Annotated in this window: 24 protein-coding genes; 11 read left to right on the forward strand and 13 right to left on the reverse strand. The window is 62.2% G+C overall.

Features of this window, described 5'->3' with window-relative positions:
• Positions 1-92: 92 nt before the first annotated feature.
• Positions 93-1,244, forward strand: a complete 1,152-nt coding sequence (locus tag OKA04_RS14185; protein ID WP_264501839.1) for a Gfo/Idh/MocA family protein — start codon at positions 93-95, stop codon at positions 1,242-1,244.
• Positions 1,245-1,298: 54 nt separating this feature from the next.
• Here OKA04_RS14185 and OKA04_RS14190 read toward each other — a convergent pair whose 3' ends face one another.
• From OKA04_RS14190 to OKA04_RS14225, 8 genes are all read right to left on the reverse strand, one after another.
• Positions 1,299-2,549, reverse strand: coding sequence for a hypothetical protein (locus tag OKA04_RS14190; protein ID WP_264501840.1), 1,251 nt, complete (start codon positions 2,547-2,549; stop codon positions 1,299-1,301).
• Positions 2,550-2,662: 113 nt separating this feature from the next.
• Complete coding sequence (locus OKA04_RS14195) at positions 2,663-4,075, reverse strand: sensor histidine kinase (RefSeq protein ID WP_264501841.1); 1,413 nt, start codon at positions 4,073-4,075, stop codon at positions 2,663-2,665.
• Positions 4,072-4,722: a response regulator transcription factor gene (locus OKA04_RS14200; RefSeq protein ID WP_264501842.1), complete on the reverse strand. Its 651-nt coding sequence runs from the start codon at positions 4,720-4,722 to the stop codon at positions 4,072-4,074. The genes OKA04_RS14195 and OKA04_RS14200 overlap by 4 nt, the downstream gene beginning before the upstream one ends.
• A gap of 100 nt (positions 4,723-4,822) precedes the next feature.
• Entirely contained in the window at positions 4,823-6,034 is a 1,212-nt protein-coding gene (locus OKA04_RS14205) for an ABC transporter permease (RefSeq protein WP_264501843.1), read from the reverse strand.
• The gene (locus OKA04_RS14210; protein ID WP_264501844.1) at positions 6,031-6,741 is read right to left on the reverse strand and encodes an ABC transporter ATP-binding protein; all 711 of its coding nucleotides are present in this window, start codon (positions 6,739-6,741) and stop codon (positions 6,031-6,033) included. The genes OKA04_RS14205 and OKA04_RS14210 overlap by 4 nt, the downstream gene beginning before the upstream one ends.
• On the reverse strand, positions 6,738-8,039 hold the full coding sequence (locus OKA04_RS14215) for an efflux RND transporter periplasmic adaptor subunit (protein WP_264501845.1): 1,302 nt from the start codon (positions 8,037-8,039) through the stop codon (positions 6,738-6,740). Before OKA04_RS14215 ends, OKA04_RS14210 begins: the two co-directional genes overlap by 4 nt.
• A 21-nt stretch (positions 8,040-8,060) precedes the next feature.
• Positions 8,061-9,455: an efflux transporter outer membrane subunit gene (locus tag OKA04_RS14220; RefSeq protein WP_264501846.1), complete on the reverse strand. Its 1,395-nt coding sequence runs from the start codon at positions 9,453-9,455 to the stop codon at positions 8,061-8,063.
• Between the two features lie 136 nt (positions 9,456-9,591).
• On the reverse strand, positions 9,592-10,500 hold the full coding sequence (locus OKA04_RS14225; RefSeq protein ID WP_264501847.1) for a hypothetical protein: 909 nt from the start codon (positions 10,498-10,500) through the stop codon (positions 9,592-9,594).
• 122 nt (positions 10,501-10,622) lie between these two features.
• On the opposite strand from OKA04_RS14225, the gene galE reads away from it, so the two are divergent.
• The 5 genes from galE (at position 10,623) to OKA04_RS14250 (ending at position 15,028) form a co-directional block, all read left to right on the forward strand.
• Complete coding sequence (gene galE, locus OKA04_RS14230; protein WP_264501848.1) at positions 10,623-11,624, forward strand: UDP-glucose 4-epimerase GalE; 1,002 nt, start codon at positions 10,623-10,625, stop codon at positions 11,622-11,624.
• Between the two features lie 92 nt (positions 11,625-11,716).
• The gene (locus OKA04_RS14235; protein ID WP_264501849.1) at positions 11,717-12,385 is read left to right on the forward strand and encodes a pilus assembly FimT family protein; all 669 of its coding nucleotides are present in this window, start codon (positions 11,717-11,719) and stop codon (positions 12,383-12,385) included.
• A gap of 10 nt (positions 12,386-12,395) precedes the next feature.
• The gene (locus tag OKA04_RS14240) at positions 12,396-13,121 is read left to right on the forward strand and encodes a prepilin-type N-terminal cleavage/methylation domain-containing protein (protein ID WP_264501850.1); all 726 of its coding nucleotides are present in this window, start codon (positions 12,396-12,398) and stop codon (positions 13,119-13,121) included.
• 14 nt (positions 13,122-13,135) lie between these two features.
• Positions 13,136-14,080 (forward strand): PulJ/GspJ family protein, encoded by a 945-nt coding sequence (locus OKA04_RS14245; RefSeq protein WP_264501851.1) that lies wholly within the window; start codon positions 13,136-13,138, stop codon positions 14,078-14,080.
• 252 nt (positions 14,081-14,332) lie between these two features.
• Positions 14,333-15,028: a hypothetical protein gene (locus OKA04_RS14250; RefSeq protein WP_264501852.1), complete on the forward strand. Its 696-nt coding sequence runs from the start codon at positions 14,333-14,335 to the stop codon at positions 15,026-15,028.
• A 49-nt stretch (positions 15,029-15,077) separates the two neighbouring features.
• Here the strand turns inward: OKA04_RS14250 and OKA04_RS14255 are convergent, their stop codons facing one another.
• The 4 genes from OKA04_RS14255 to OKA04_RS14270 all read right to left on the reverse strand — a co-directional run bounded on the left by OKA04_RS14255 (position 15,078) and on the right by OKA04_RS14270 (position 18,245).
• On the reverse strand, positions 15,078-15,866 hold the full coding sequence (locus tag OKA04_RS14255) for an MBL fold metallo-hydrolase (RefSeq protein ID WP_264501853.1): 789 nt from the start codon (positions 15,864-15,866) through the stop codon (positions 15,078-15,080).
• 4 nt (positions 15,867-15,870) lie between these two features.
• Positions 15,871-16,728 carry a 4-hydroxythreonine-4-phosphate dehydrogenase PdxA gene (gene pdxA / locus OKA04_RS14260; protein WP_264501854.1) on the reverse strand — a complete coding sequence of 286 codons (858 nt, stop codon included), beginning with the start codon at positions 16,726-16,728 and terminating at the stop codon, positions 15,871-15,873.
• A 21-nt stretch (positions 16,729-16,749) separates the two neighbouring features.
• Positions 16,750-17,772, reverse strand: a complete 1,023-nt coding sequence (locus OKA04_RS14265) for a peptidyl-prolyl cis-trans isomerase (protein ID WP_264501855.1) — start codon at positions 17,770-17,772, stop codon at positions 16,750-16,752.
• Between the two features lie 149 nt (positions 17,773-17,921).
• Positions 17,922-18,245, reverse strand: coding sequence for a hypothetical protein (locus tag OKA04_RS14270; RefSeq protein ID WP_264501856.1), 324 nt, complete (start codon positions 18,243-18,245; stop codon positions 17,922-17,924).
• Between the two features lie 127 nt (positions 18,246-18,372).
• Between OKA04_RS14270 and OKA04_RS14275 the strand changes: the two genes are divergently transcribed.
• Genes OKA04_RS14275 through OKA04_RS14285 form a run of 3 tightly spaced genes read left to right on the forward strand, consistent with a single transcriptional unit; the run spans position 18,373 to position 20,176 of the window.
• Positions 18,373-18,543, forward strand: coding sequence for a zinc ribbon domain-containing protein (locus OKA04_RS14275; protein WP_264501857.1), 171 nt, complete (start codon positions 18,373-18,375; stop codon positions 18,541-18,543).
• An 11-nt stretch (positions 18,544-18,554) separates the two neighbouring features.
• Positions 18,555-19,559 carry a glycosyltransferase gene (locus OKA04_RS14280; RefSeq protein WP_264501858.1) on the forward strand — a complete coding sequence of 335 codons (1,005 nt, stop codon included), beginning with the start codon at positions 18,555-18,557 and terminating at the stop codon, positions 19,557-19,559.
• A 53-nt stretch (positions 19,560-19,612) separates the two neighbouring features.
• Positions 19,613-20,176, forward strand: coding sequence for a sugar O-acetyltransferase (locus tag OKA04_RS14285; RefSeq protein WP_264501859.1), 564 nt, complete (start codon positions 19,613-19,615; stop codon positions 20,174-20,176).
• Between the two features lie 10 nt (positions 20,177-20,186).
• Here the strand turns inward: OKA04_RS14285 and OKA04_RS14290 are convergent, their stop codons facing one another.
• Positions 20,187-21,080 carry a class I SAM-dependent rRNA methyltransferase gene (locus tag OKA04_RS14290; RefSeq protein ID WP_264501860.1) on the reverse strand — a complete coding sequence of 298 codons (894 nt, stop codon included), beginning with the start codon at positions 21,078-21,080 and terminating at the stop codon, positions 20,187-20,189.
• A 46-nt stretch (positions 21,081-21,126) separates the two neighbouring features.
• Between OKA04_RS14290 and OKA04_RS14295 the strand changes: the two genes are divergently transcribed.
• Both OKA04_RS14295 and lnt read left to right on the forward strand, forming a co-directional pair.
• On the forward strand, positions 21,127-23,055 hold the full coding sequence (locus tag OKA04_RS14295) for a phospho-sugar mutase (RefSeq protein WP_264501861.1): 1,929 nt from the start codon (positions 21,127-21,129) through the stop codon (positions 23,053-23,055).
• 12 nt (positions 23,056-23,067) lie between these two features.
• A complete protein-coding gene (gene lnt, locus OKA04_RS14300; protein WP_264501862.1) occupies positions 23,068-24,804 on the forward strand; it encodes an apolipoprotein N-acyltransferase in 1,737 nt (578 codons plus the stop codon).
• Positions 24,805-24,806 lie beyond the last annotated feature (2 nt).

Consider the following 24,806-nt stretch of genomic DNA (forward strand, 5'->3'; position numbering starts at 1 on the left):
CCAAGAGCCGCCTTCTACCATCCGGCCTCGTTGCGACAAATTTCCACCGATCACTGATCACCGATCACCCGGCACACTGCCTTTTAAAGAATATGAAATCCAAGAAGCTCGGCATCATTCTCAACGGCGTCACCGGACGCATGGGCACCAACCAGCACCTCGTGCGCTCCATCCTCGCCATCCGCGACCAGGGCGGGGTTGTGTGTGGTGACACGCTCGTCATTCCCGATCCCATCCTCACGGGCCGGAATGAAGACAAGATCCGTGCGCTCGCTGCAAAGCATGGCGTGGAGCGCTTCACCACGGACCTCGATACGGCGCTGGCCGATCCTCACAACGAGATCTTCTTCGATGCCTCGGGCACACCGTATCGCATCGGCTTCCTCGAGAAGGCGATTGCCGCGGGCAAGCACGTGTATTGTGAAAAGCCGACCGCGGTGAGTTTCGATGAAGCGCTGCGCATCGCCGAAGTCGCGGAGAAAGCGGGCGTGAAGAACGGCGCGGTGCAGGACAAGCTGTGGCTGCCGGGCCTGCGGAAATTCCAGCTTCTCAAGGAGCAGGGATTCTTCGGCAAGATCCTCAGCGTGCGTGGAGAATTCGGCTACTGGGTCTTCACCGGTGAACATCAGGGCCAGCCGATCCAGCGTCCGAGCTGGAACTACCGCAGCGAGGATGGCGGCGGCATGATCGTGGACATGCACTGCCACTGGCGCTACGTGATCGACAATCTTTTCGGCAATGTGACGCGCGTCTTCTGCAAGGCCGCGACCCACATCGAGCATCGCGTCGATGAAAGCGGTCAGCCCTTCAAGTGCACCGCCGATGACTCGGCCTATGCCTTGTTTGAGACGGACAGCGGCATCATCTGCCAGTTCAATTCCTCATGGAATGTCCGCGTCCGCCGCGACGACTTGCTCACCATGCAGGTCGACGGCACCGAAGGCTCGGCCGTCGTCGGCCTGCGGAAATGCTGGGCTCAACACCAGAGCACCACGCCGCGCCCGGTGTGGAATCCGGACATCGACAGCCCGATCAACTACTACGACCGCTGGGTGGAGGTGCCGGATCAACTCGCCTTCGACAATGCTTTCAAGATCCAGTGGGAGCTCTTCCTGAAGCACGTCGTCAATGACGAGCCCTTCCGCTGGACGCTGCGTGAAGGGGCAAAGGGAGTCCAACTCGCCGAGCTAAGCTGGAAGTCCCACGAGACCGGCGGGTGGGTCGATGTCCCCGTGCTCGATTGATCAGACATGCCCTGTCTCCGGTCGGCGATGGCGCGGACCGGAGAACGCCGGACCTCACTGCTGGCGTGGGCGGTTGAAGCGCTCGATGAGCTGTGGCGGGAGTTGCTGTGAATTCGTATTCATCCACTGGCGCGCTGCGGCTTCATCGCGGCGCATCCAGTCGCCGAGGTAGCGCCAGTAGTAGCCTTGCTGACGGCGTTGGTCGCTGACGTTTGATACGAAATCGAGCGATGCTTCGGGAGAGTTGCGGAAGCTCTCCTCGATATAAACCTGCCGCGCGCCGTCGAGGTCGGGATTGTTGCCGAGACCGGCGAGCCACTGCGCAGCCCCCGCGGGATCTTGGCGGGCCACGCCTTCGGCGGCTTCCGACTTGGTGTCTTCTGGAAGGCCCTCCACCCAGGTCCGTGCCGCGTTGAGATCCTGACGCGCCCAGCGGTCGGCCACGGTCTCTGAGACGTCGCGGCGCGTGTTCACGTCGGTGATGGCCGCATTCCACTGACCGGCCTGCGCCGGGTCGAGCCGTGCCATGTCGCTGGCGAGTTCGCGCGATGCCTGATTGCGCAGGCCCTCGTCGCTCAAGCCCGCGACCCAGGATGCGGAGTATTCAAAGCCGAATTGCGTGACATACGGCTGCATGGCATCGATGGCCTGATCGCGGGTGCGGCCTTCGAGTTGGGAAAGATAATCGCGCGCAAGCAGGGGATCGGCCGCAGCGATACCGCGGGCCGCGCCGAGCAGCCAGTTGTTCACCTGACCCTCGTCTGGTGCGGTCGACGCCCAGGCAAAGGCCGCCTGCGGGTCCTTCGCGGCCCAGGAGGAGAGGGCTGTCTCGCGCTCCCAGTCATCGGCGGTGCCCTGCTGGAGGAAAGTCACGGCACCCATCGGATCACGCTCCGCCCATGCCTGGAGGATCAGCGAGCGTTCCGATCCGCGCAGGTTCGCGGACGGGGAGTTGCGGAGTTCATCGTAAACTCCGGCGAATTGATCGGCGGGCAGTCGGTCCAGATAAGCGAGCAGGCGCTGTGTGCGATCGAGGCGGCTGGTCGCGCTGAGGATCGACTGGAGATCGCGGTCCACGGGCTTGGCGGAGTCGCGATCTTCTCCCGCGCGCTTCTTTTGCTGGAGGCGTTCAGTCAGGCTCACGGGCCCGCCGCTCTTCCCGTCACGTCCCGCAGCGGAGTCACCGGCAGCAGTGGCTGCGTCGCCGCCATCGGGCGCGCTGACTCGACCGATCATCACGCCGGCACCGAGCGCTAGGGCGAGACCACCGGCGCTCCAGATCCACTGGGGTTTCTTCGCATTCATGATAGGGAGAGTTTAAGCACCGGAGGTGCCGGATGTTTCAAGCGATGTGCAAATCCAAGCAAATTTCCGGCGAGTGGGAGGCATGACGGCGGGAAATCTTCCCGGAAAGCACATCACGGCAACACCACGCGGAAGGTCGTGCCGCGGTTGCTCTCCACCTCGATGCGACCGCCGTGGTTCTCCACGATGGTCTTCGCAATCGCCAGTCCGAGGCCTGTGTGGCCATTGATCTGCCCGCGAGCGGAGTCGGCGCGATAGAAGCGGTCGAAGAGCCGCGGCAAGTGTTCCGCCGCGATGCCGGGGCCGTCGTCGGAGACTTCCAGTATCGTGCCATCCGTGCTCACGAAGGTTTTCAAGACCACGGTGCTGCCAGACGGCGGATGGACGAGGGCATTAGAGAGCAGGTTTTGCACGACCATCGCCAGCGAGTGCGGATCGCCCTTCAGCGGGGTGGGGGAAAGCTCGCGGCGCACGGTTATCGAGTGCTCATCGGCGAGCGGCTGCAGCAGGTCCGCGACGCCGGTCGTGATGTCCGCCAGATCGCAGGGCACCGGCTCGGTCCCTGAGGTCGGCAGGTCCTGCCGCGCCAGGACGAGCAGCGACTCGACCAAGGCACGCATGCGCTCGGCGGCGGTGCGGCAATTCGCCAGGATCTCGCGATACTGCTCCGGCTCACGCTCGCGTTTCAGGGCGCGCTGGGTTTCGGAAAGGATGATCGTCACCGGAGTGCGCAGCTCGTGCGAGGCATCAGCGGTGAAGCGCTTCTGTCGCTCGACCGCTGCGGACAGTCGCTCGAAGGTGTCATTCAGCACGTGGCCCAGGCGGTCGAGCTCGTTGTCCGTGTTCGCGATCTGGATGCGCTCGTCGAGATTGCCGGCGGCGATGCGCGAGGCCGTGCGGCCAATGGTGTCGATGGGCTTGAGCGCGCGTCCCGCCAGCCACCAGCCGCCGCCGAGGCCGGCGAGCCACACGGCGCTGCCACCCAGTGCAAGCAGCAAGCAAAAGTTCCGCAGCTCCGTTTGCTCGGCGCGGATATCCCGACCGGTGATCGAACGGATGCCGTCGGGGTTCGCGCGGTGATGCTCGCGGAAGTTTCCCTTCTCGATGTATTTCGTCGGATTCTCAGTTGTCGGGGTTGTCGGCGGGCAGAGGTTCGCCGGTGCGTTCGCGGAGATGAAAAGCGGTGAGCCGTCGCTGTCCCAGAAGGCGATGTAGGATCCGCCCTCGCCGCCTTCGAAAAGCGCGTGGAGTTCCGGCGGGAAAGACGAGACCTCCGCGGGATTGCGCAGCCGCTCGAGGATCTTGTCGAAGCTCTCGGAGTCCTTCTTGTCCGATGGTGGCCGTGACGCGAAGAGGCTGCGGAAGAAGGTGCCCTGGAAGCTGCGGATCTCGCGGTCGATCTGGTCCGTGCGGTAGTTCGAGGCCAGCCGGTAGGAAAGCAGGCAGAGCCCGGTGATCAGCACGAGCAGGATGAGCGAATACCACAGGAGCAGCCGCCAGCGCACCGATTGGAAGAGCAGCTTCATTCGATGCAGTAGCCGTGGCCGCGGCGGGTGGAGATGAAGGAGGCACCGAGCTTCTTGCGGACGTTCGAGACGTGCACGTCGAGCAGGTTGGAAAGCGTGTCGTCGCTCTCGTCAAAGAGGTGCTCGTAGAGTTCCGTCCTGCTGACGACGCTGCCGCGATGGAGCGCGAGGTATTCCACCAGGCCATACTCGCGGGGCGTGAGAGAGACCGCTTCACCGCCATGGCGGACAATGCGCGCGGCGGTATCCACCTCGATGCCGTCGATTTCGAGAACGCTGGTCCCGAGGCCTGAACTGCGGCGGATGAGCGCGCGCAGGCGGGCGAGGAGTTCTTCGAAATCGAAGGGCTTCGTCAGGTAGTCGTCCGCACCGGCATCGAGGCCGCGGATGCGGTCCGGCACGGCATCGCGCGCGGTGAGCATCAGCACGGGAGTCTTTTTCTCGCGGCGCAGGCGAGCGAGCAATTCCCAGCCATCGATGCCGGGAAGCATGCCATCCAGCACGATGCTGTCGTAGTCGGTCTCGCGGGCCTTCCTCAGTCCCTCCTCGCCATCCGCCGCGGTATCGACCGCATACAACTCCTCCCGCAGCCCTTCGCTCAGGCTGTGGAGGAGCAGCGGATCGTCCTCGATGACGAGTAGGCGCATGTGGAGATCGTGGATGGTAGATGCAAGGATCGTAGATGAAGAGGGAAGAAAGACGGTTGGCATTTTTCACTGCCATCCACCATCTGCCATCTTCCACCCGCTATTCATGCCTGAGTGCTTCGATGGGATCCAGGCTCGCCGCACGGCGCGCTGGCATGAAGCCGAAGAGGATGCCGATGGCAGCGGAGAAGATGAAGGCGATGCCGTTGATCTTCGGATCGAAGGTGAAGGGCGCACCCACCAGTTCCGCGAGTCCCACGCAGAGGCCGTAGGCGAGGGCGATGCCGCACAAGCCGCCGACGCAGGAGAGGGTCACCGCCTCCACCAGGAACTGGAGAAGGACTTCCCGCGCTCGCGCACCGATGGCCATGCGGATGCCGATCTCGCGGGTCCGCTCGGTCACGGAGACCAGCATGATATTCATGATGCCGATGCCTCCGACCAGCAGGCTGACCCCGGCCACCGCACCGAGCAGCGAGGTGAGCACCTGCGTGCTGGAGCTGACGGCGTCCGCGATCTGGCGGCTGTCGAAGACCGAGAAATTGTTCTGCTGGTTCCGGCTGAGGTAGCGGCGCTCGCGCATCAACGAGGTCAGGTCCGCCACCACGGCTTCGCTGGGGTAGTTGTCCTCGGTGGAGATCATGATCTGCCCGAGGTTTTGCTTCGAAAGCTGGCCGTTCAACCGCCGCTGCAGCGTGGTGATGGGGATGATGATGTTGTCATCGAGGTCATCACCCCAGCCGGCCTGTCCCTTCACCGCGGTGATGCCGATCACGGTGACGGCGGTGCTTTGCAGGCGGATCTTTTGACCGATGGCATCGCCGTGGGGGAAAAGCTCCTTGCGGATCGTCTCGCCGATGACGGCGACCGTCGCTCCATCGACCACCTCCTCGTCCGTGAAGAAGCGTCCGTCGGAGAGATCCCAGTTTCCGATCGGGAAGTAGGCCGGAGTGGTTCCCTGGATGTCGGTCTGCCGGGCCTCTTCGTCGGAGATCGCCTGGACACTGGTGTTCGACATCGGGGCGATCGACCGGATGCCCGGGATCTGATCCCGGATGGAATCCAGATCGTCCTGGCTGAAAAGCGGCGCGGATTGCGGCCCCCAGCCCTGACCCGGGCGGAGGGTGAGAAGATTGCTGCCCACCTTTTCGATCTGGGCTTTTACGGTCTCCGTGGCACCACGGCCGAGCGTGACGAGAGTGACCACGGCGGCCACACCGATCACCACACCGATCACGGTGAGGAAAGCGCGCGTGAGGTTTCGCCGGATCTCTCGCAGGGCGATGATGAAGGCATTCCAAAACATGCTCATCGTCTTCTAGGGGTGCGGTTGGTATTGATCTCGTCCGAACCGATCAAGCCGTCGCGGACGTGAACGATGCGCTTGGCGTAGTGGGCGACGTCGTCCTCGTGGGTCACCATGATGACGGTGATGCCGAGGTCTTCATTGAGGCGGCAGAGCAGCTCCATCACCTCGAGCGTGGTCTTCGAGTCCAGGTTGCCGGTCGGCTCGTCGGCGAAGAGGGTGCCGGGATTGGTGACGATCGCGCGGGCGATGGCGACGCGCTGCTGCTGGCCGCCGGAGAGTTCGGAGGGCGTGTTGCGCTCCTTGTCCGGCAGGCCCACGCTGGCGAGGGCCTTGCGCGCCATCTCGTGGCGCTGCTTGCGCGAATAGCCGCGGTAGAGCAGGGGAAGCTCCACATTTTCCAGCGCGGAGGTCCGTGCGAGCAGGTTGAAGCCTTGGAAGATGAAGCCGAGCGCAGTGCGGCGGAGCAGCGAGCGCTGGTCCTTGTTCAGGGATTCGACGGCCACGCCGCCGAAGCTGTAGCTGCCCGTGCTGGGAGTATCGAGGCAGCCGAGCAGGTTCATCAGCGTCGATTTGCCCGAGCCGCTGGGACCCATCACGGCGAGGAATTCTCCCTCCGCGATGTCCATGTTCACCCCGCGCAACGCTTGGAATGCGGCATCGCCACGACCGTACGTCTTCGTCAGGCCGCGCAGTTCGATGAGGTTCTTCATGACTTCATCGGAGGCTTCGCGCTGACGATAATCTCCGCGCCTTCGGTCAGGCCTTCGCCGGAGATCTCGGTCTGGTTTCCGTCGGTGAGGCCTGTGGTCACCTTCACTTCGACCGGCGTACCATCCTTCATCACCCAGACACTGGTGCCCTTCTTTTCCGGGCCGGCGGGAATGCCGCTGCCACCGCGTCCCCAGCGGCGACCGCCGCCGGAGAGCTGCTGCACGAAGGTGCGGTCGGAGTCCTTGTCGCCCTGGCCGAGCTTTGCCGCCGCGACTGGATCGAAGCGCAGCGCGGAATTCGACACCACGAAGACGTCTTGTTTCCGCTCAATGAAGATGTCCGCCGTGGCGGTCATGCCGGGCCGCAGGCTGAGGTCGTCATTGTTTACCTCCAGCTCGGTGCTGTAGGTCACCACGTTGTTGGTGATGGTGGATCCGTAGAAGACCTTCTTCACCGAGGCGTTGTAGGTGCGCTTCGGCCATGCGGACACCTCGAACTCCACGGCCTGGCCCTTGTCCACGCGACCGATGTCCGACTCTGCCACGGCGACCACGAGCTCCATCTTCCGCAGGTCTTCCGCGATGGTGAAAAGCTCGGGAGCGGTGAAGGACGCTGCCACCGTCTGGCCGACCTCCAGCTTGCGCAGCAGGATGGTGCCATTGACGGGGGAGCGGATGATGGCTTTTTCCAAGTCGCGCTCGTTAGCCTTCACGTTCGCATCGGCCTCGGCCACGGAAGCCTCGGCGCTTTCGAGATCGGCCTGGGCACGCTCGACGGTGGCCTGCGAGGTATCCATGTCGGCCTTCGATGGCGTCTGGCCGCCGCTCAGCTTGTGCAGCTCGAGTTGACGTTCGTGGGAGGCCGTGCTTTCGCGGAGGGTCGCCTTTGCCTGGCTCACTCGTGCTTCCGCGGAGCGCAGGGTGGCGCGGGTGCGCTCGGTCTGCTGGACCAGCTTGATGGTGTCCAGCTTCGCCAGCTCCTGGCCTTTTTTCACCGTGTCGTTCGTATCGACATAAACTTCGGCGATGGTGCCGGAAAGCTCGCTGCCGACGATGACCTGGTTGGTCGGGGCCAGCGTGCCGGTTGCGGTGATCTCGATCGAGATTTCGCCGCGCTCCAGCGAGCGGGTCACGTATTCCGGGCCGGTATCGCCATTCTTGTTTTTCTTGTAGTAGGAATAGCCGGATGCACCCACTGCGGCGACCAGTGCGGTGATGATGACCCACTTGAGGACGGGCCGCGACTTGCCGCCTTCGAGCACGGCGGCGAGGTCTTTCGATGAATCGGATGAGCTCATTTGGGAAAAGTGATCGGGTGTTCAGGAACCGGCGGACCATCCTCCGCCGAGGGCCTTGTAGAGTTGGATATGGGCGGCGGCGCGGTCGGCTTTCACCGCGGCCACGGTTTCTTCAAGCGAGAGGTCGTTGCGCTGGGTATCCAGCACGGTGGTGATGTCGATGACGCCGGAGCGATACTTCTGGCTGGCCAGCGTGGAGGCTTCACGTGCGGCTGCCGCGGCTTTTTCCAGCGAGGCGAGGCGCTCCTCCGTGCGACGGCAGGCGATCAGCGCGTCCTCCACTTCGGACAGTGCGGTGAGCACGGTGGACTGGTAGGAATACAGCGCCTGTTCCTCGGCGGCACCCTGCACCACGATGTTCGCGCGGATGCGACCGGCGTCGAAGATCGGCCCGGAGAGCCCGGCGACCAGGCTGGCGGCGGTGGACTCCGGATTGAAGAGCTTGCTGCTGGTGAGCGAGTCGATGCCGAGCGAGCCGGACAGGCGCAGGCTGGGCAGGCGGTCCGCCTCCGCGGACTTCGTGCGGGCGACGGCGGCCACCCACTGGTAGCCTGCGCCGCGGACATCCGGCCGCTGGCGGATCGTGTCGGCGGGGATGCCGATCGCGAGACGGCGAGCAGGCGAGGGGACACGGCCGGAGCCGGTGGAAATGCCGCCGGGCGCTCGTCCGCAAAGCAGCGAGAGGCGGTTCTTCGTCTGCGCGATGTTTTGCTCCTGAGAGGAAATCTGTGAACGGGCGCTCTCCAGGCTCGACTCGGCCTGCTTCAGCTCGAGCTGGTCGATCTGACCGGCCTGCGCGCGCCACGAGGCGAGCTGCGTGGTTTCCTCGCGGGTGGTCAGGCTGCGCTTCACGATGGCGAGACGTTCCTCCGCCGAGCGCAGGTCGAGGTAGGCGAGTGCCACCTCCGATGCGAGAGAGGCCTGTGCGGAGTAGAGATTTTCCTTCGCCGCCTCGGCATCGGCTGACGAGGCGAGGATTGCCTGACGGTTGCTGCCAAAGAAATCCGCCTCCCAAGATGCACTAAGGCCGGCCGAGTAGGCGGTGCTGGAGCGATCCGTGCCGCCGTCCACCCAGGTCTTGCCCGAGCTGCGACCACCGTCAAAATCCAGCGTGGGGAAGAGCGAGGAGCGCTGGGCATCCCGCTGCGCCTGGGCCTGGCGGACCCGGGCGATGGCCGAGGCCACGTCGCGATTCCCGTCCAGCGCCTCACGGATCAGCCGGGTCATCTGCGGGTCGCCGAAGGATGACCACCAGGTCGAGAGGTCGCGCTGGGGAGAAGCCGTGGGAAAGCCAGCAGCATTCCTCCAAGAGACCGGCAGCACCACATCCGGGCCGGCGGCGGGAGTCACGCGGCATCCCGGCAGCGCGACGAGCAGGGTCGCAGTGCAGGCGGCGAGGCGAACGGGGAAGTTCATGCCCGCACCGTGGCAGACGCAACCTTTAGGGAACGTGAAGGGATGAAACCGGGCAGAAAAATCCTGTGAAAAACGAAAAGCCCCCGCCACCGGAGATGGCGAGGGCTGTGAATATCAGGCGTCTGTTCGGTGGAGATCAGTTGCCGCGGGCGTCCCGGCGCTCCTGTTGCTTCTGCTTCCAAGCTCCGCCGCCACCACCGCCGCCTGCGTTGCCCTGCTGCTTCTCAGCCTGGCGGGCCTGACGCTCTTGGGCGCGTGCCTGCTGGTTGGCCTGTTGCTGGGCGCGGGCCTCGGCCAGGCGTCCTTGCTGGTTGAGGCGCGTGGCACCACCGGCCTGCGGGTTGCCCTGTGGCCGGGTCTGCGGTTGGTAGGAGGTGGCGAGATTTCCGGCGGCGCCCTGGCGCTGGGCGCGCACCTTGTCAGCCCAGTCTTGCTGGCGGTCGCGGTAGTTCTGGTTGCGCTGGGCTTGGTTCTCCTTGAACTGCTGATTGCGCTGGGCCTGGTTTTCGCGGAATTGCTGGTTCCGTGCGGCTTGGTTGTCGCGAGCCATCTGGTAGTTCGCGGCGGCTTTCGCCCGCTGGTTGCGCCAGGCCTCCGTCGTCGCGTCGTTCCGCTCACGCACCTTCTGGGCCCACGCGTAATTCGCGGCCTTCAGGTTATCGATGCGGTTTTGGTAATTCGACAGCGAGCGATTCCGGAAATGGGACGGTGGCGGACAATTGCCGCGTCCGCTCCAGCCATGCGGGTGATGCGCGCCGTAGATCGGACGCGGGCAGTAGCCTACGGGGTAGTAACCGTGAAGGTAGGGGTCGTAATAGCGGCGCTGGTAGCGGTCGTAGTAGCAATAGACCGTGGGGTCATACAGCCATTGGTCGCTGCTGGTGTAGACAAAGGTGGTGCTGAGGCCGCCCCCGCCTCCGCCGCCGTAGTATCCGCCTCCACCACTGTAACCACCACCGGCGTAGGGGTCATAGTAGCAGGAGGAGAGGAAAAGGGTTGCTGCCGTGGCGGCAGCGGCTTTCAGCCAACGGGATGTCGTGCTCATGTTGCAGTGGAACGTCAGTAACGGCGAATTATTCACTGGATTCCTGCCAAGTCCAGCGGGCGCATTGACACGAAGCTCCGGAATCCGTTTCTTCGCCTCGTCAAGCTCCCAAAATCTCTAGAATGTCTGCCCCAGTCCTCGTCACCGGAGGAGCCGGATACATCGGCTCTCACACCGTCCGCTTGCTCGCATCGCAGGGCCGCAAGGTCGTGGTCCTCGACAATATGGTCTATGGTCACCCCGAGGCGATCGTTGACGAGAGCGTGGAGCTGGTCGTGGGCGATGTGGGGGACCGCGCGCTGCTGACGGAGCTTTTCGCGAAGCATGGCTTCGGTGCCGTGGTCCACTTCGCCGCCTACGCTTACGTCGGCGAGTCGGTCACGGATCCGCTGAAATACTACCGGAACAACACCGCCGAGCCGCTCACGCTGCTGGAGGTGATGCAGGCCCACGGTTGCAAGAGCTTCGTATTCTCCTCCACCTGCGCCACCTATGGTGTGCCGGAGACCATCCCGATCTCCGAATCCAATCCGCAGAACCCCATCAACCCCTACGGCCGCAGCAAGCTGATGCTGGAGTGGGTGCTGGCCGACTGTGATCGTGGCTGGGGCCTGAAAAGCGTCTGCCTCCGCTACTTCAATGCCAGCGGCTGCGCCGAGGACGGCGTGATCGGTGAGGACCACAATCCCGAAACCCACCTCATCCCGCGCGTCCTGATGGCCGTGACCGGGGAAATCCCGCACGTCGATGTCTTCGGCACAGACTACCCGACGCCCGATGGCACCGGCGTCCGCGACTACATCCACGTGGCCGACCTCGCCTCAGCCCACTCGAAGGCGATCGACCACCTCGCTGCCGGGGGAGACTCCGTCCGCTGCAATCTCGGCACGGGCGTCGGGGTCTCCGTGAAGGAGATCATCTCCGCCGTGGAAGAGATCACCGGCAAGACGGTCCCGGTCCAGTATGGTCCGCGCCGTGCTGGCGATCCGCCGCAATTGCTGGCCGATCCTTCCCTCGCCAAGGAAGTCCTCGGCTGGGAAGCGAAGCACCATGACGTCCGCGACATGGTCCGCTCGGCCTGGGCCTGGATGGATGGACCGCGGAAAGGTCGCTACGCATCTTGAATGACCGTTTTCTACGTAATCGCGATGTAAACACATTCCGACTTGCAATCCGGGTCGTCCCGGAGCACAGATTCAAAAAAACCACACCTGTCATGCACCAAAAAACCGCTCGTCCAGCCCGGGGCTTCAGCCTCATTGAGCTGCTCGTCGTCATCCTCATCATTTCCGTTCTCCTGACCATGGGGGCCGTCGGCCTGAAAAGCATGGGCGGGAAGGGGACCACCACCGGCATCGCGACCGCGGAAGCAGTCTTCGATGAAGCCCGCGCCATCGCCGTGGGCAAGGGCACGCGATCCAGGGTCCTCGTGGATGTCAACAACCCGCGTGACGCTGACAATTACAAGCGCCGCATGGTCGTGGTGTATGAGGAACTCAACCCCCAAGGCGAACCTCAGAAGGACAAGTGGGTGGTTTCGAGCCGGGCTATCATGCTGCCCGAGGGTGTCTATTTCAGCGAGACCTACAGCAAGAAGAACCACAAATCCGGCGACGGCAATCTCGACACCGAAAACATCGACACCGACAAGCAGGCATTCAATGGCAACTACATCGCCTACGAATTCAACTCCGAAGGCATCTGCCAGACCGCCGGAGCCAGCTTCATCCTCGGCACCGGCACCCGCCCGCTTGGCGAGCAGCCTCACGTGACCGGCTCGGCCAAGCGCGACTTCTCCGGTTTCGTCGTGTGGCGAAATGGTCGCACTTCTCTTTTCCGTGGTCCGGAAGAAATGAATATCCCCACCACAGTCACCACTTTCTGAATTCATGGTCATGAAATTCCACAAATCCCGGATTGCTCGCGGCTTCACCCTGATGGAGACCGTGATCGCGATCGGCGTGTTGGCGCTACTGCTCACCGCCTTCCTCGCCGTCTTCGGCCCCGCCACCAGCAACCTGCGCCGCGCGATCAGCGTGCAGGAAGCGGACCGGCTGGCCTCCGCCCTCGAGCGTGAGCTCGTGACGGTCCGTCCTGGCTCCGGCTCGACTTCCTACTCCACCGGCTTCGACAAGGCTTACGAGTGGATCAAGGCCGCCCCGGACAAGGGCAAGGAGATCCTCCTATACCAATACCGCGGTGATCCGACCCAGCTCCGCTCGGACGGCACCATGGAGCCCTTCACCCGCAATGGTGGCGTCGCAGGCAAGGACTTCATCGTCCAGCCTGCCGTCCGCCAGCGCAACGATGGCGAACTGCTGGAAGACCTGAAGGCCCTGGATGGCCGCATCTTCAGCGTGAAGCTCACCCAGCTCGTCTTCAGCGGCGGCCAACTGACCCGTGGCACCGCCGGCGAGATCAATGATCCCACCCCGGATGACGGCGACTCCGCCGGCACCGGTTCCGGATCGAGCTCCTACCCGGAGGCTGTCATCGCCTTCGCTGCCGAGTTCTTCATCGTTCCAAACAGCTCCGTCGAGTTTGTCGGCCCGAATGGTAAGTTTGATGCTTCCACCATGACCAAGCCGGTCTTCACCCGCAATCTTGCCGTCCGCCGCTGAGCGGATCACTCACCATGAAAAACCCGCTTTCCTCCGCGCGCCGCCGCGGTTTCACCCTGATCGAGCTGCTGGTGGCCATGGCCATCACCACCGTCATCGTCGCGGTGCTGGTGTCCATCACCGGTGTCGCCGTGGATACCTGGCAGCGCGGTCGCTCCGAGATCCGCGCGTCCCGTCAGGCGAAGTCGATGCTCGACACCATGGCCAAGGACTTCGAGTCGCTGGTCTCCCGTCGTGGCAACAATTTCGAGTGGCTCTACACGCAGGTCGAGTCCCAGCTCCCGGGTCCGAGCGCCAATCAGAGCACGAATGCCGCGGAACTGATCTTCTTCACCGCAGCCACCGACCGCTACGAGGGCAACATCGGCGGCACCAAGGACCTCGGCGGCGACGTTTCCGCCGTGGGCTACCAGCTCAAGTGGCAGGATCCGGTGCAAGGTGACGAGGATGACAAGTCCGCCACCTTCGTCCTCTACCGCTTGCTGGTGAATCCGGATCAGACCTTCCAAGATCTGCTCGGAAAGGAAGACCTCGAGCAGGCATTCTCCAGCAAGTATTCCTCCAAGGTTGCGGACGTGGAGAACTTCGTTTGCGAGAACGTCTATCAGTTCACCCTGACCTATCAGGTCGAGGTGACCAAGCCTGCGAGCGGTGGCGGTGCCCCTCAGACCTTCCCGGTCCGCGTGACCCTCGGTGACTCCGGCGCGGGCAATGAGATCCGCCTCCGTGGCAATGGCATCGATGCCCAGAAGATTTCGACTGGCAGCCTTTCCCCGCAGGTCACGAGCGAGGAGCTGAAGGCCGGCCGCCTGACCGGCGTGGAGATCGGCATCACCGTCCTCTCCGACTCGGCCGTCATCCGCCTGAACAACGCCGCCCTCGACCAGAAGGTCCGCGAGAAGATCCTCGCCCAGGAGTCCTTCCAATACTCCCGCACCGTCGAGCTGCCGGGCATGTAAACAGGGTCAGGAAACTCCAGTTCATTTCCCAAGAGGGGAGTCCGCAGGGCCTCCCCTTTTTCGTGCTCCGGCTCAAGACGATGTCAGTTTGAGTTCACTGGGCTGGCCAGCAATAGGGCTACGGATCCGCTGCATCTCAAGTGAGCTGGTCCTGCTCTTGAATTGACAATCCAGGGGGCTTCTGTTTGAGGATTTCCCGGAAGCTCAGCTCTGTCAGAATCGTTGGATACCCGGATTCAAACTGGCTGATTGATGCTGTTCTGCGAAGGAAAAGTGAATCGCTCCCAAGCCAAGAATCTACTGCTCACCATGGGTCTCCTCTCATCACTTCTCGGCAGCTTCGGGTGCAGCAAAGATGCCGGCGAAGCGGTCGCTCCGGATTCCCAAGTTTCTGTCACGGCACAGTTCAATCACAAGATCGGGCCGATGGATCGAGGTGAGCGTTACGAAGAACCTCTCGACGAAGTCCTCAGGGCAAGGGGTTACGGTAGCACCGACGGTGGCGGAACGATGCAGAGCAAGGAAGGTGAGATCGAGTTTATCGATGTGCACATGGTCTTATCCTCGCCCGAGGAGAGCATTCCTTTCGTTGCCGAATTCCTTGAAGGGCGTGGCGCGCCAAAAGGATCAAAGATCAGGGTGTTCGATGGGGATAAGATGATAAGAGAGATTCCCTTCGGGGTCCGCGAAGGATTTGCGATCTACCTCGACGGAGTGAATCTTCCCGACGACGTCTACGAGGAGTCGGACATCAATGTAGTCATCGCCGAGATCGATGCGCGACTCAAAGGACATGGAGAGATTGAGTCCCACTGGCAGGGGCCAACCGAAACTGCGCTCTATATCTATGGCGACTCAATCAATGTGATGAAGCCGCTCATCAAGGATTTCATGGATCAGTATCCCCTTTGCAAAGGGGCTCGCGTGGCCGATATGGCCCCCAAGTGAAGTGAGATGGATCTCCTGAATCTTAGCTGGGCGATCCGATGTTATTTTGCTACTGAGGTGTTCCGGAGGCTAGAAAGGCATTCCCGATCTTTTCTGACCTAACAGTGGTTTCCGGGCCGTGGCCGGGGAGGAGGATTGTGTTATCCGGGAGGGATAGCACATGAGCATGGAGCGATTTGAGTGCCGCTTGATAGGGGACACCGGGGGCACAGCCGCCCATGGAGCCAGCGAAGAGTGCGTCTCCGGTCACACAGACGGGATGCGCCAAGCCTTCGATGACATATCCGACCGCATCCTGACAGTGTCCGGGAAGGTCGATGACCGTGACAGTGAGATCGCCGAAAGTCAGGACATCGCCGGGCTTGGCGTTGTTTGGGGGGATCGTGACGGACAGCGTGCGGCCTTCGAGTGTTTGGAGGCCGTCGATATGGTCGCCGTGCTGATGGGTGATCAGGACGTGAACCTTCTGGATACCGCGGTCATCGAGCGCCTGTCGGACGTGTGGGGCGCGGGTGCCAGTGTCGAAAAGCAGATATTCATCAGGACCCGCCTGAACCAACCAAGCATTCACCGTCTCATCATCAAACGGAAGTTCCAAGCGGATGATCTCCGGCAAGTCGGAGGCTGGGGGAACGTATTCCGGCAGCCCGGCTAGGGAGGGGCCATCCAGTCCGAGCGATGGCGCGAGCAGCAGCAGCGTCTCGCGGAAAGCAGGCCCGCGACTCGCGGAAATCACCTCGCGTTCGGACAGGTCTGAGCGCGCGGCGGCCTCCGATGGGGCGAGGTCGAGCCCGCGCAGGGCTTTCCGGATCACATCGGAGGTGGTGTCGTAGAGCATCGTTTCAAGCGAGTTCGCAGGCGAGTTTGATCGCGTGGATCATCGAGTCGGGCCGGGCGATCCCTTTGCCCGCGATTCCGAAGGCGGTTCCATGGTCTGGGCTGGTCCGGGGCTTCGGCAGACCGAGGGTGACATTCACCCCCGTGTCGAAATCCAGCAGCTTGAGAGGGATCAGCCCTTGGTCATGATACATGGCCAGCACCGCATCGAACTCGCCCTCGGCGGCCTGACGGAAAATGGCATCGGGGACATGAGGTCCGCTGAATACGCCTGGAAACGTTTGATTCAATCGATCAATCGCCGGACTGATGATCCTGTCCTCCTCATCACCGAAACGACCGTTTTCTCCAGCATGTGGATTCAATCCAGCAACAGCGATCCGGGGAGTACGACGCGCCCGACGGCGAGCAAAGTCTTCCAAAAGTCCGCCGACTGAAACAATTGATTCAACGGACAGGGAGCTTGAAACGGATGCGAGGGGAATATGAATGGTGGCTAATCCCACGCTCAGCCGCTGGCCGCTCAAGCACATCGCATATTCATTAATATCAAAGCGATGTGCGAAAAATTCCGTCTGCCCCGGAAATGGAAAGCCACCTGCCTGAAGGGTAGCCTTTGAAACAGGAGCTGTTACGACAGCCAATGCATCAGAATCTGACTTTAGAATTCGAACGGACGCTTCAAGCGCATCCAGCGCTCGTCTTGCTGATTCCTCATCCGGCTTCCCGGGATTGATCCCGCTGGCGTCCCCCAGCACCTCGAAATCAAAGCCCTTGGGCAGTTGGCCGGACGCCAATGCCTTCTCGACGACCTCAGGGCCGATGCCGGCGGGGTCGCCCAGGGTGATCAGGATGCGAGGCATGGAGCCCAGCGGGGCAGAGGCTCAGAGCTTCTTTTCGATCATCGCCGTCTTCCGCTTGTTCGCGATCCACTTCTCGTAGGTGACGGAGTTCTTCTTCGTCCGGACACGGTCCTCGATCAGGTCGCGCACCTCGCTCAGCGGTGGATGGGGGCCAGGAGTGATCTTGGTGATCTTCACGATGGTAAAGCCCGCAGGGTCCACCAGCGGACCGACCACGTCACCGGTCTTGCCGTTGAAGATGATCGAGGCGAACTCAGGCTGAAGGTCGGTCCGCGGGACGTTTTCCTGGAATCCACCCTCGGCAGCATAGGCGTCACGGGAATGCTTCTTCGCCAGTTCAGCGATGTCCGCGCCGCCCTTGATATCGGCGGTCAGCTTTTCGGCGAGCTCAAGCTGGCTCTCAGGGGTCGCGAGAGCATTGTCGATGTCCGCCATCGGGATGAAGATCTTGTTGAAGGTGATGAGGTCCTTCGAGGTGTCGCGCATCTTGTCCTTCACCTCGTTGTATTCCTTCTGGATCTCGCCGGGCAGCGGAGGAGGGGCGTCGGAGAAGTGCTCGGCGCGCATCGCCTGCACGATGAGCTGCTCGCGGGTCATGCGGCGGTAGCCGTCACGGGTCATGCGGGCGCGCTTCAGTTCCTCGTCGAATTTCGCCTCGCTGCCGTTGAAGGTGGACTGGATGTTCCGCTTGATCTCCTTGTCCACGACGTGATCGGGGAGTTTCGCGCCTTTCGCTTCCAACTGCTTGAATTCAAACAGGATGATCTCGCGGTCGATCATCTCCTGAAGGAGCTTCTCACGGGCTTCTCCGACCTGACGGTCAAATTCAGCGCCGCGGCGCGGGAATTGCGCGGCGAGTTGCGCGTAGATCGGGGCGAGACGGAAATTCAGTTCGCTCTTAGTGATCACGGTGCTGTTGACGCGGGCCGCGATGCCATTGACCTCGAAAGGGCCGCTCGGGAGCGCCAACGGAGCAGCGGGCTGCTGGGCCGGGCACAGGCCGGCGGCGGAGAATAGTGCGAGCCAAGCGATGCGGGAATTCATGACGGGTCTCGGTGGACGCATGACTGTTTCCCGTGGCCGGTGGATTGGCAAGGCGCGAAACCGCGTGTCGGCGTCCGTTTGACGGTTGAAACAAGAAGGCCGGACGATCGCTCGGATCGCCCGGTCACAGGTGAAGGCGGAATACGGTCTTATTCCTCGCGGAGCTTGTCGGCAGCTTCCTGCAGCTTCTCGGCAGTGGCAGCCTTGGCCTTTTCGGCGCTTTCCTTCAGCTTGTCTCCGGCTTCCGACGTGGCGGACTCTGCCTTTTTCGTCACTTCGTCGGCGACGTCGCCAAGCTTCTCAGTGGCTTCCTTGGTCTTCGTTTCGACATTGGCGGCGGCGTCCTTCAGTTTCGCCTCAAGGTCCGAAGTATTGGCTTTCACCTCGGCCTTCGCTTTTTCGACGTCGCTTTCGCTGCAGGCTGCGAATGCGACCGGCATGGCTGCGGCTAGAATGAAATGGTGGAGTTTCATGGTGGTATAGATCGGTTTTTGTCGTGCTGCGTTTGTGAAAGGAGACTTCACGACGGGTACTTCATAGCACTGGATTTTCTACGGGTCAAACTGGCGAATTTTCACAGAGTCATTTACGCTCCGCGACATGGAAACCGCACTCGTCCAGTGTCCGACCTGCTTTGAGACCTTTGAGGTGGTGGTGCCTCCGCCGGAGGAGTTGCCTGCGGAAATGGACTACGATTGCGAGATCTGCTGCCGACCGATGGTCTTGGTCATCGATGAATCAGGTGCCTATGCACGCGGGCTCGGGGAATGAGTGGGTCAGAGATGTCACCCGCGATTTCCATCGTCCTGCCTTTCCGGAATGCCGCTCCTACCATCGAGGAGGCGGTGGAGAGCTTGCGTAACCAAACGTTTGAAAACTGGGAATTGATCGCTGTGGATGATCATTCAAGCGATTGTTCTGCCGAAATTGTCGCCGGGCTGAGTCGTTTGGATGGAAGGATTAAACTGATTTCAAACAAACGATCATCCGGTGTTGTTGGTGCATTCCAATCGGGGTTTTCAATCGCCTCCTCTGTTTGGATCGCACGTATGGATGCTGATGATCGTAGTCACCCGAAACGTCTCCAGCTTCAGTGGGGAAGGGCGATGGTGGGTGATGTGGATGTGATTACAACAAACGTTTCGATCGTTGGATCACTGGGAAATGGCATGGCTCGGTATGTGGATTGGGCAAATCGACTGCTTGATCACGATGCTGTTTCAATCAATCGATTCGTTGAAAATCCCGTCATTAATCCGACCGTGCTCGTTAGGCGAAACTCGTTTGAAGCGGTCGGCGGGTATCAGGATGTTCCTTGGGCGGAAGACCACGATGTCTGGCTTCGTATGCTTCACCGCGGCGCCCGATTCGCGAAAGTCCCGGAAGTGCTTCTGGATTGGCGGGACTCTACCAGCAGGCTCACCCGAAGTGATTCCCGCTACGGTGAGAAAGCACGCCAGCAGATGCGCGCCTTTCATCTGGCGGCCTTGGATGAGGTGCGGGAAAGAGGAGTGGTCATTGCCGGGGCGGGACCCATTGGGAAGTCACTCGCCCGGGAGTTGCTCGCACTCGGGGTCCGCCTCCACGGGTTCATCGATGTTCACCCGCGCCGGATCGGCGAGGTGATTCATGGTGCGGAGGTGGCGGGTCTGGAGGATCTGGGGCGGCGCTGGCGGGACGCGGTGTTGCTTTCAGCGGTGGGTCTCGCTGGCGTGCGGGAGGAAATCCGCGGGCTGGCCATCGGGGCTGGGTATGTGGAAAGTCTGGATTTCTGGTGCGTTTGTTAGGCGTAGGCACCTATCCGCTGGTGGGATAGCCGCCTTCGGTTAGATTCCACGCCATGCCCACGGAGAAAGAGAAGATGATCGCCGGTGAACTTTATCAGTCTTTCGGCGAACAGCTTTTCAATGAGCGCCAACAGGCCAAGCAACTCTGCCGCCGCTACAATGCGACCACAGAGGAGCAGATGGCAGAGCGGGGCGATATTCTCGGGCAGTTGCTCGGCAGTACAGGAGAGAATGTCTTCATCGAGCCACCCTTCCGCTGCGACTATGGATACAATTTCCATGTCGGCCGGAATTTCTATGCGAATTACGATCTTATAGTGCTGGATTGCTGTGAGGTCCGGATAGGTGACAATTGCATGATCGCGCCGCGCGTGTCTATTTTCACAGCAGCACATCCTCTCGATGCCGCTACTCGCATTAGCGGCCTGGAATATGCGAAGCCGATCACGATCGGCGACAATGTCTGGATCGGCGGACATGCGGTGATCAATCCCGGTGTCACCATCGGAGACAATGCTGTCATCGCAGCCGGAGCAGTGGTGACGAAAGATGTCCCTGCCAATGTCGTGGTGGCCGGTGTCCCGGCGCGGATCATCCGACACTTGGATGTCGCCTGAGCCGCTACAATCAGGTGTCCACCCAGACGCTTTTCAGATACTGCTCGCCGGTGAAGTCGGCAGGCATGTCGTTATGGCGAATCTTAACCGGCCTGCGGGACGCGCCGCGGAGCTGCGCCTCAAAGTCTCGCGGAGACAGCGTGCGGCAATTCGTGGATGCCAAAAGGAACCCGCCGGGCGTGAGGCATTTCATGGCCAACTCGGCGAGGCGGCCATAGTCCTTTTCTACACGGAAGACCTTCCCGTCCTTATCCCGGGAAAATGTGGGAGGATCGAGCACTATGCCATCAAATGTCCGGCCCTGTTTTGCAAAGCGGGCCAGCCAGTGAAAGGTATCGCCCTTGCAATAATAGTGTGCGGAAGGATCGAAGCCGTTGAGCTCGAAGTTCCGTTTCGCCCAGTCGAGATACGGCTGGGCCAGGTCCAGCGTGGTCGTGGTGGCTCCCGCCGCTGCCGCGAAGACGGAGAATGCTCCGGTGTAGGCAAAGGTATTCAGCAGGGTCTGCCCGGCAGATAGCCGCGATCTCAGCTCGGCGCGGCGGTCGCGCTGATCGAGGAAGATTCCTTGTGAATAACCGGACTGGAACGAGATCTCAAAGTTCAGCCCGCTCTCCTGAATGGGAAACGGCTCATCCTGCTCCGGTCCACAGAGGTGCGCGGGCGATTCCTTCTGCTGCTGGTCGAGTTGCTTCCAGTAGGTCGCGTGTCCCTTCGATCTCAGCCACTCCACCAGCGGCGCGGGTGGGTGGCGATCCCGGGTGGAGAGGAGCCATTTTCCCGCGAAATCCTCCAGTTCCAAACCCGGCAGGTCGTCGCCATCCCCGTCGATCAGCCGCAAGGCATTGGTCCCGGGCTGCCGCAGCGGGGCGCGGCGGGCGAGGGCGGCTTCGAGCAGATGTCGCATGGGAGGCATTGCCATGGGGCATCAGGGCGCTAGCATCCAGCGCGAAATGAGCGTCCTCGCCTCCCTTCTCGACCAAGCCCTCGCCTCCGGCCAGATCCTCGAAAGCTCTCGGAAGAACATCGACCTGCTGCTCCGCGGCTCGGCCTCGCCTCTGGCGGAGGCCGCCATCACCGAGCTTGCGGAAGCGGGCCAGTGGGAGGAAATCAACGACCGCTTCTTCAAGACCCTCGCCTTCGGCACCGGCGGCCTGCGCGGTCGCACCATCGGCAAGGTGGTCACCACCGCGGAGCAGGGGAAGGGCGGCCCGAACGATCGCCCGGAGCACCCGTGCTTCGGCACCGCGACGATGAACTTCTTCAACGTCTCCCGCGCCGTCCGCGGCCTCATCGCCTACACGAAGAAGCACGTCGGCCCGTCGCGGAAGCCGAAGCTCGTCTTCGCCCACGACAGCCGCCACTTCTCCCGGGACTTCGCGGAATTCTGCGCGAAGGTCAGCACCGAGCTTGGTTGCGATGCCTATCTCTATGAGTCGGGCCGTGCGACACCCCAGCTTTCTTTCACCATCCGCGAGCTGCGGGCGGATGCCGGCGTGGTGCTCACCGCCAGCCACAATCCCGCACATGACAATGGCTTCAAGGCCTACTTCACCGATGGCGCGCAGATCGTGGAGCCGGACGCCTCCGGCATCATCGCCGAGGTGAATGCCCTCGAGAGCGAGATCTATGAGGCGCTGCCTGCAGCCGAGCATGGCACCGTGACCACGCTGGGTGCGGAAATGGACCGCCGCTACATGGATCGCCTGAAGTCCCTGCTGATGCAGCCGCAACTGCTCGAAGGCGCGAAGACGCGCGTCGTTTACACGAATCTCCACGGGGTCGGTGGCGTGATCATCGTGCCGATGCTCCGCGAGCTGGGCTTCGACGTCATCACCGTGCCAGAGCAGGACGTGCAGGATGGACGCTTCCCGACGGTCGATTCGCCGAATCCCGAAAACGCCCCGGCACTCAAGATGGGTGTGGATCTCGCGATCAAGGAAGGTGCGGAGATCGTGATCGGCACCGACCCGGACAATGACCGCATGGGCGTGGTGGTCCGCGACTCCGCCGGCCAGATGCGCCTGCTGACGGGGAACCAGATCGGCTCGCTGATGGCATGGTATCGTGCGAAGACCGCATTTGAGATCGGCTGGCTGAATGACACCACCCGTGCCCGCGCTCTCTTCGTGAAGACCTACGTCACCACCGAGCTGCAGAGCGCCATCGCGCACCGCTATGGCATCGGCGTGGTCGATACGCTCACCGGCTTCAAGTACATCGCCGAGAAGCTCCGCAAGTATGAGGAAGCCATCCCCGCCGACAAGAAGGGCGACTACCGCTCGCTCGACGAGACGACCACCCGCAACCTGCGGCTGGAGTATTCGCGCTTCTTCCTCTTCGGCGGTGAGGAGAGCTACGGCTACCTCGGCTGTGACTTCGTCCGCGACAAGGACGGCAATGGCGCGGCGGTGATGTTCGCGGAAGTGGCCGCCTATGCAAAGTCCGTGGGCAAGACTCTGGCCGAATTGCTCGATGAGATCTTCACCGAATACGGCTACCACGAGGAGCGCGGCAAGTCGCTCGTGATGGAGGGTGCCGACGGTGCCGCGAAGATCGCCGCTCTGGCTGCTTCCTATTCGAAGAACCCGCCGACCGAAGTGGACGGCTCCGCGGTCGCGAAGATCCGCGACTTCGCCACGCAGGATCTCTTCGATGCCGAGGGTGATGCCCTGCCGAAGGAAAAGATGCTCTTCGTCGATCTCGCCGACGGTCGCTCCTTTGCGGTGCGCCCGTCCGGCACCGAGCCGAAGATCAAGTTCTACCTCTTTGGCAAGGCCGCTCCTGCAGCCGACCTCGCTGCCTCAAAGGCACAGGTGGCCGCATCGCTCGATAGCCTGTGGTCGTCCATCGAGGCGGACGCCAAGAGCCGCATGGCCTGACGCTGCATCTGCATGAAGGTCACGCATCTCTTCCTCCGACCGCTGGCCGCCGTGGCCAGCGGACTTGGCATGGCCGCGCTGTTTCCGCCCCACGGATACAGCCAGCTCGTCTGGATTGTTTTCCTGCCGCTGCTGTTCGCGCTGTGGTCGCTGGGGGAGGGGAAGCGGAAGCGCAAGGCCTTCGGCTTCGGTCTTCTAACAGGTCTCGCATTCTTCCTGCCGAATCTGGCGTGGCTCCGCACCGTCAGTGATGCGGGGTGGGCGGCGCTCTCCATCTACCTCGCGCTTTTTCCGGCGATCTGGGCTCTCTTCGCGGCGACGTGGGGGAATCCATGGCGCGGGGAGGAGAAGGGGTTCTTCCATGTGCCGCGTCACGCTCTGGCCTGTGCTTTGGTGTGGACGGGGCTGGAGCTGCTCCGCGGATGGCTTTTCACGGGCTTCGGGTGGAATACTTATGGCACCGCGTTTTCCGAGTCGCTCGTCTTCGCGCAGGCGGCGGATCTGTTGGGCGCGACCGGCTTGTCCATCCTGCCGATCTTCGTGCAGGCGGTCTTGTTGCAAGTGTTCGTCCGTCGAGTCTCGCAGTTTCACTCCAGCGGCCTGCGGAAGCGTTTGGCCTTCACGTGCGTCATCGCCGCGATGTTCGCCACCTACGGCTACGGCATGTGGCGGATCTTTTCCGCGCGGAAGGTGGAGTCGATCCGGCTGAATGCGCTGCTGGTGCAGCTCAACATTCCACAGGAGGCCTCGCGTCAGCTTGTGGAAGGTTTTGAGATTCATCTGCGCTATGAGGACGAAACGCTTGAGGGGCTCGGCGTCGTGGATGGCGAGGTGATTCATTCACTCAACTCCCCCGGAAGCTCAGCACCGAAACCGGACTGGGTGATCTGGCCGGAGACGGCATTGACCGGCCGCATCCTGCGCATGGATGACGGCGACTGGGCCACAGCGCAGGAGAACTGGACCACCCTCGAGCGCATCCGCCAGGGCGGAGGTGACTTCACGCTGATGCTGGGGCTGACCGAGCTGGAAGCGGAATGGCAAGGGGACGAGCCCATCATGAAGAAGGATGCGCGCGCGTGGAACTCGCTCGCGGTGATGCCGGCCGATGGCTCGCTCCAGACTTTCCGGAAGCATCACTTGGTCATCTTCGGTGAATACATCCCGCTCGTGGAAAAGCTGCCTTTCCTCGCGAAGATCTACGAGCAGCAGTCCGGTGCGAAGTATTCCGGCGCTTTCAGTCAGGGCGAAAGCCTGGAGCCGCTGCCGGTGGCAATCGGCGATGAAAAGGTGGGCGTGATCCCGTCCGTTTGCTTTGAAGACACCGTGCCGCGCCTGCTGCGGAAGTTCGTCCGCGAGGGCCCGCAGATCATCGTGAACATCACGAATGACGGCTGGTTCAAGGAGAGCCCGGGTGCGGCCCAGCATTTCGCGAATGCCCGCTTTCGCGCGATCGAGCTGCGCCGACCGATGATCCGCTGCGCGAATACCGGCGTCAGCGCCGCGATCAGCTCCACCGGAAGTACGATGCATCCCGAAGGTGGCCGCCTCCAGGAACTCCGCGATGAGAATGGCAGCCACTTCACCCGCGGGCACCTCCTCACTCAACTCGACATTCCTGTCGATCCACCGACCACGCTTTATGCGAGGATCGGCGACTTGGGCGTCATCGTGTTGACGTTGATCGGATTCCTGATGGGCGCGATTCCCGCCCTGCGCGAGCGTCGGCAGGAGGTGAAGGAAGCCTGAAT

It is taken from the genome of Luteolibacter flavescens, assembly GCF_025950085.1.
GTDB classification, from domain to species: Bacteria; Verrucomicrobiota; Verrucomicrobiia; order Verrucomicrobiales; family Akkermansiaceae; genus Haloferula; species Haloferula flavescens.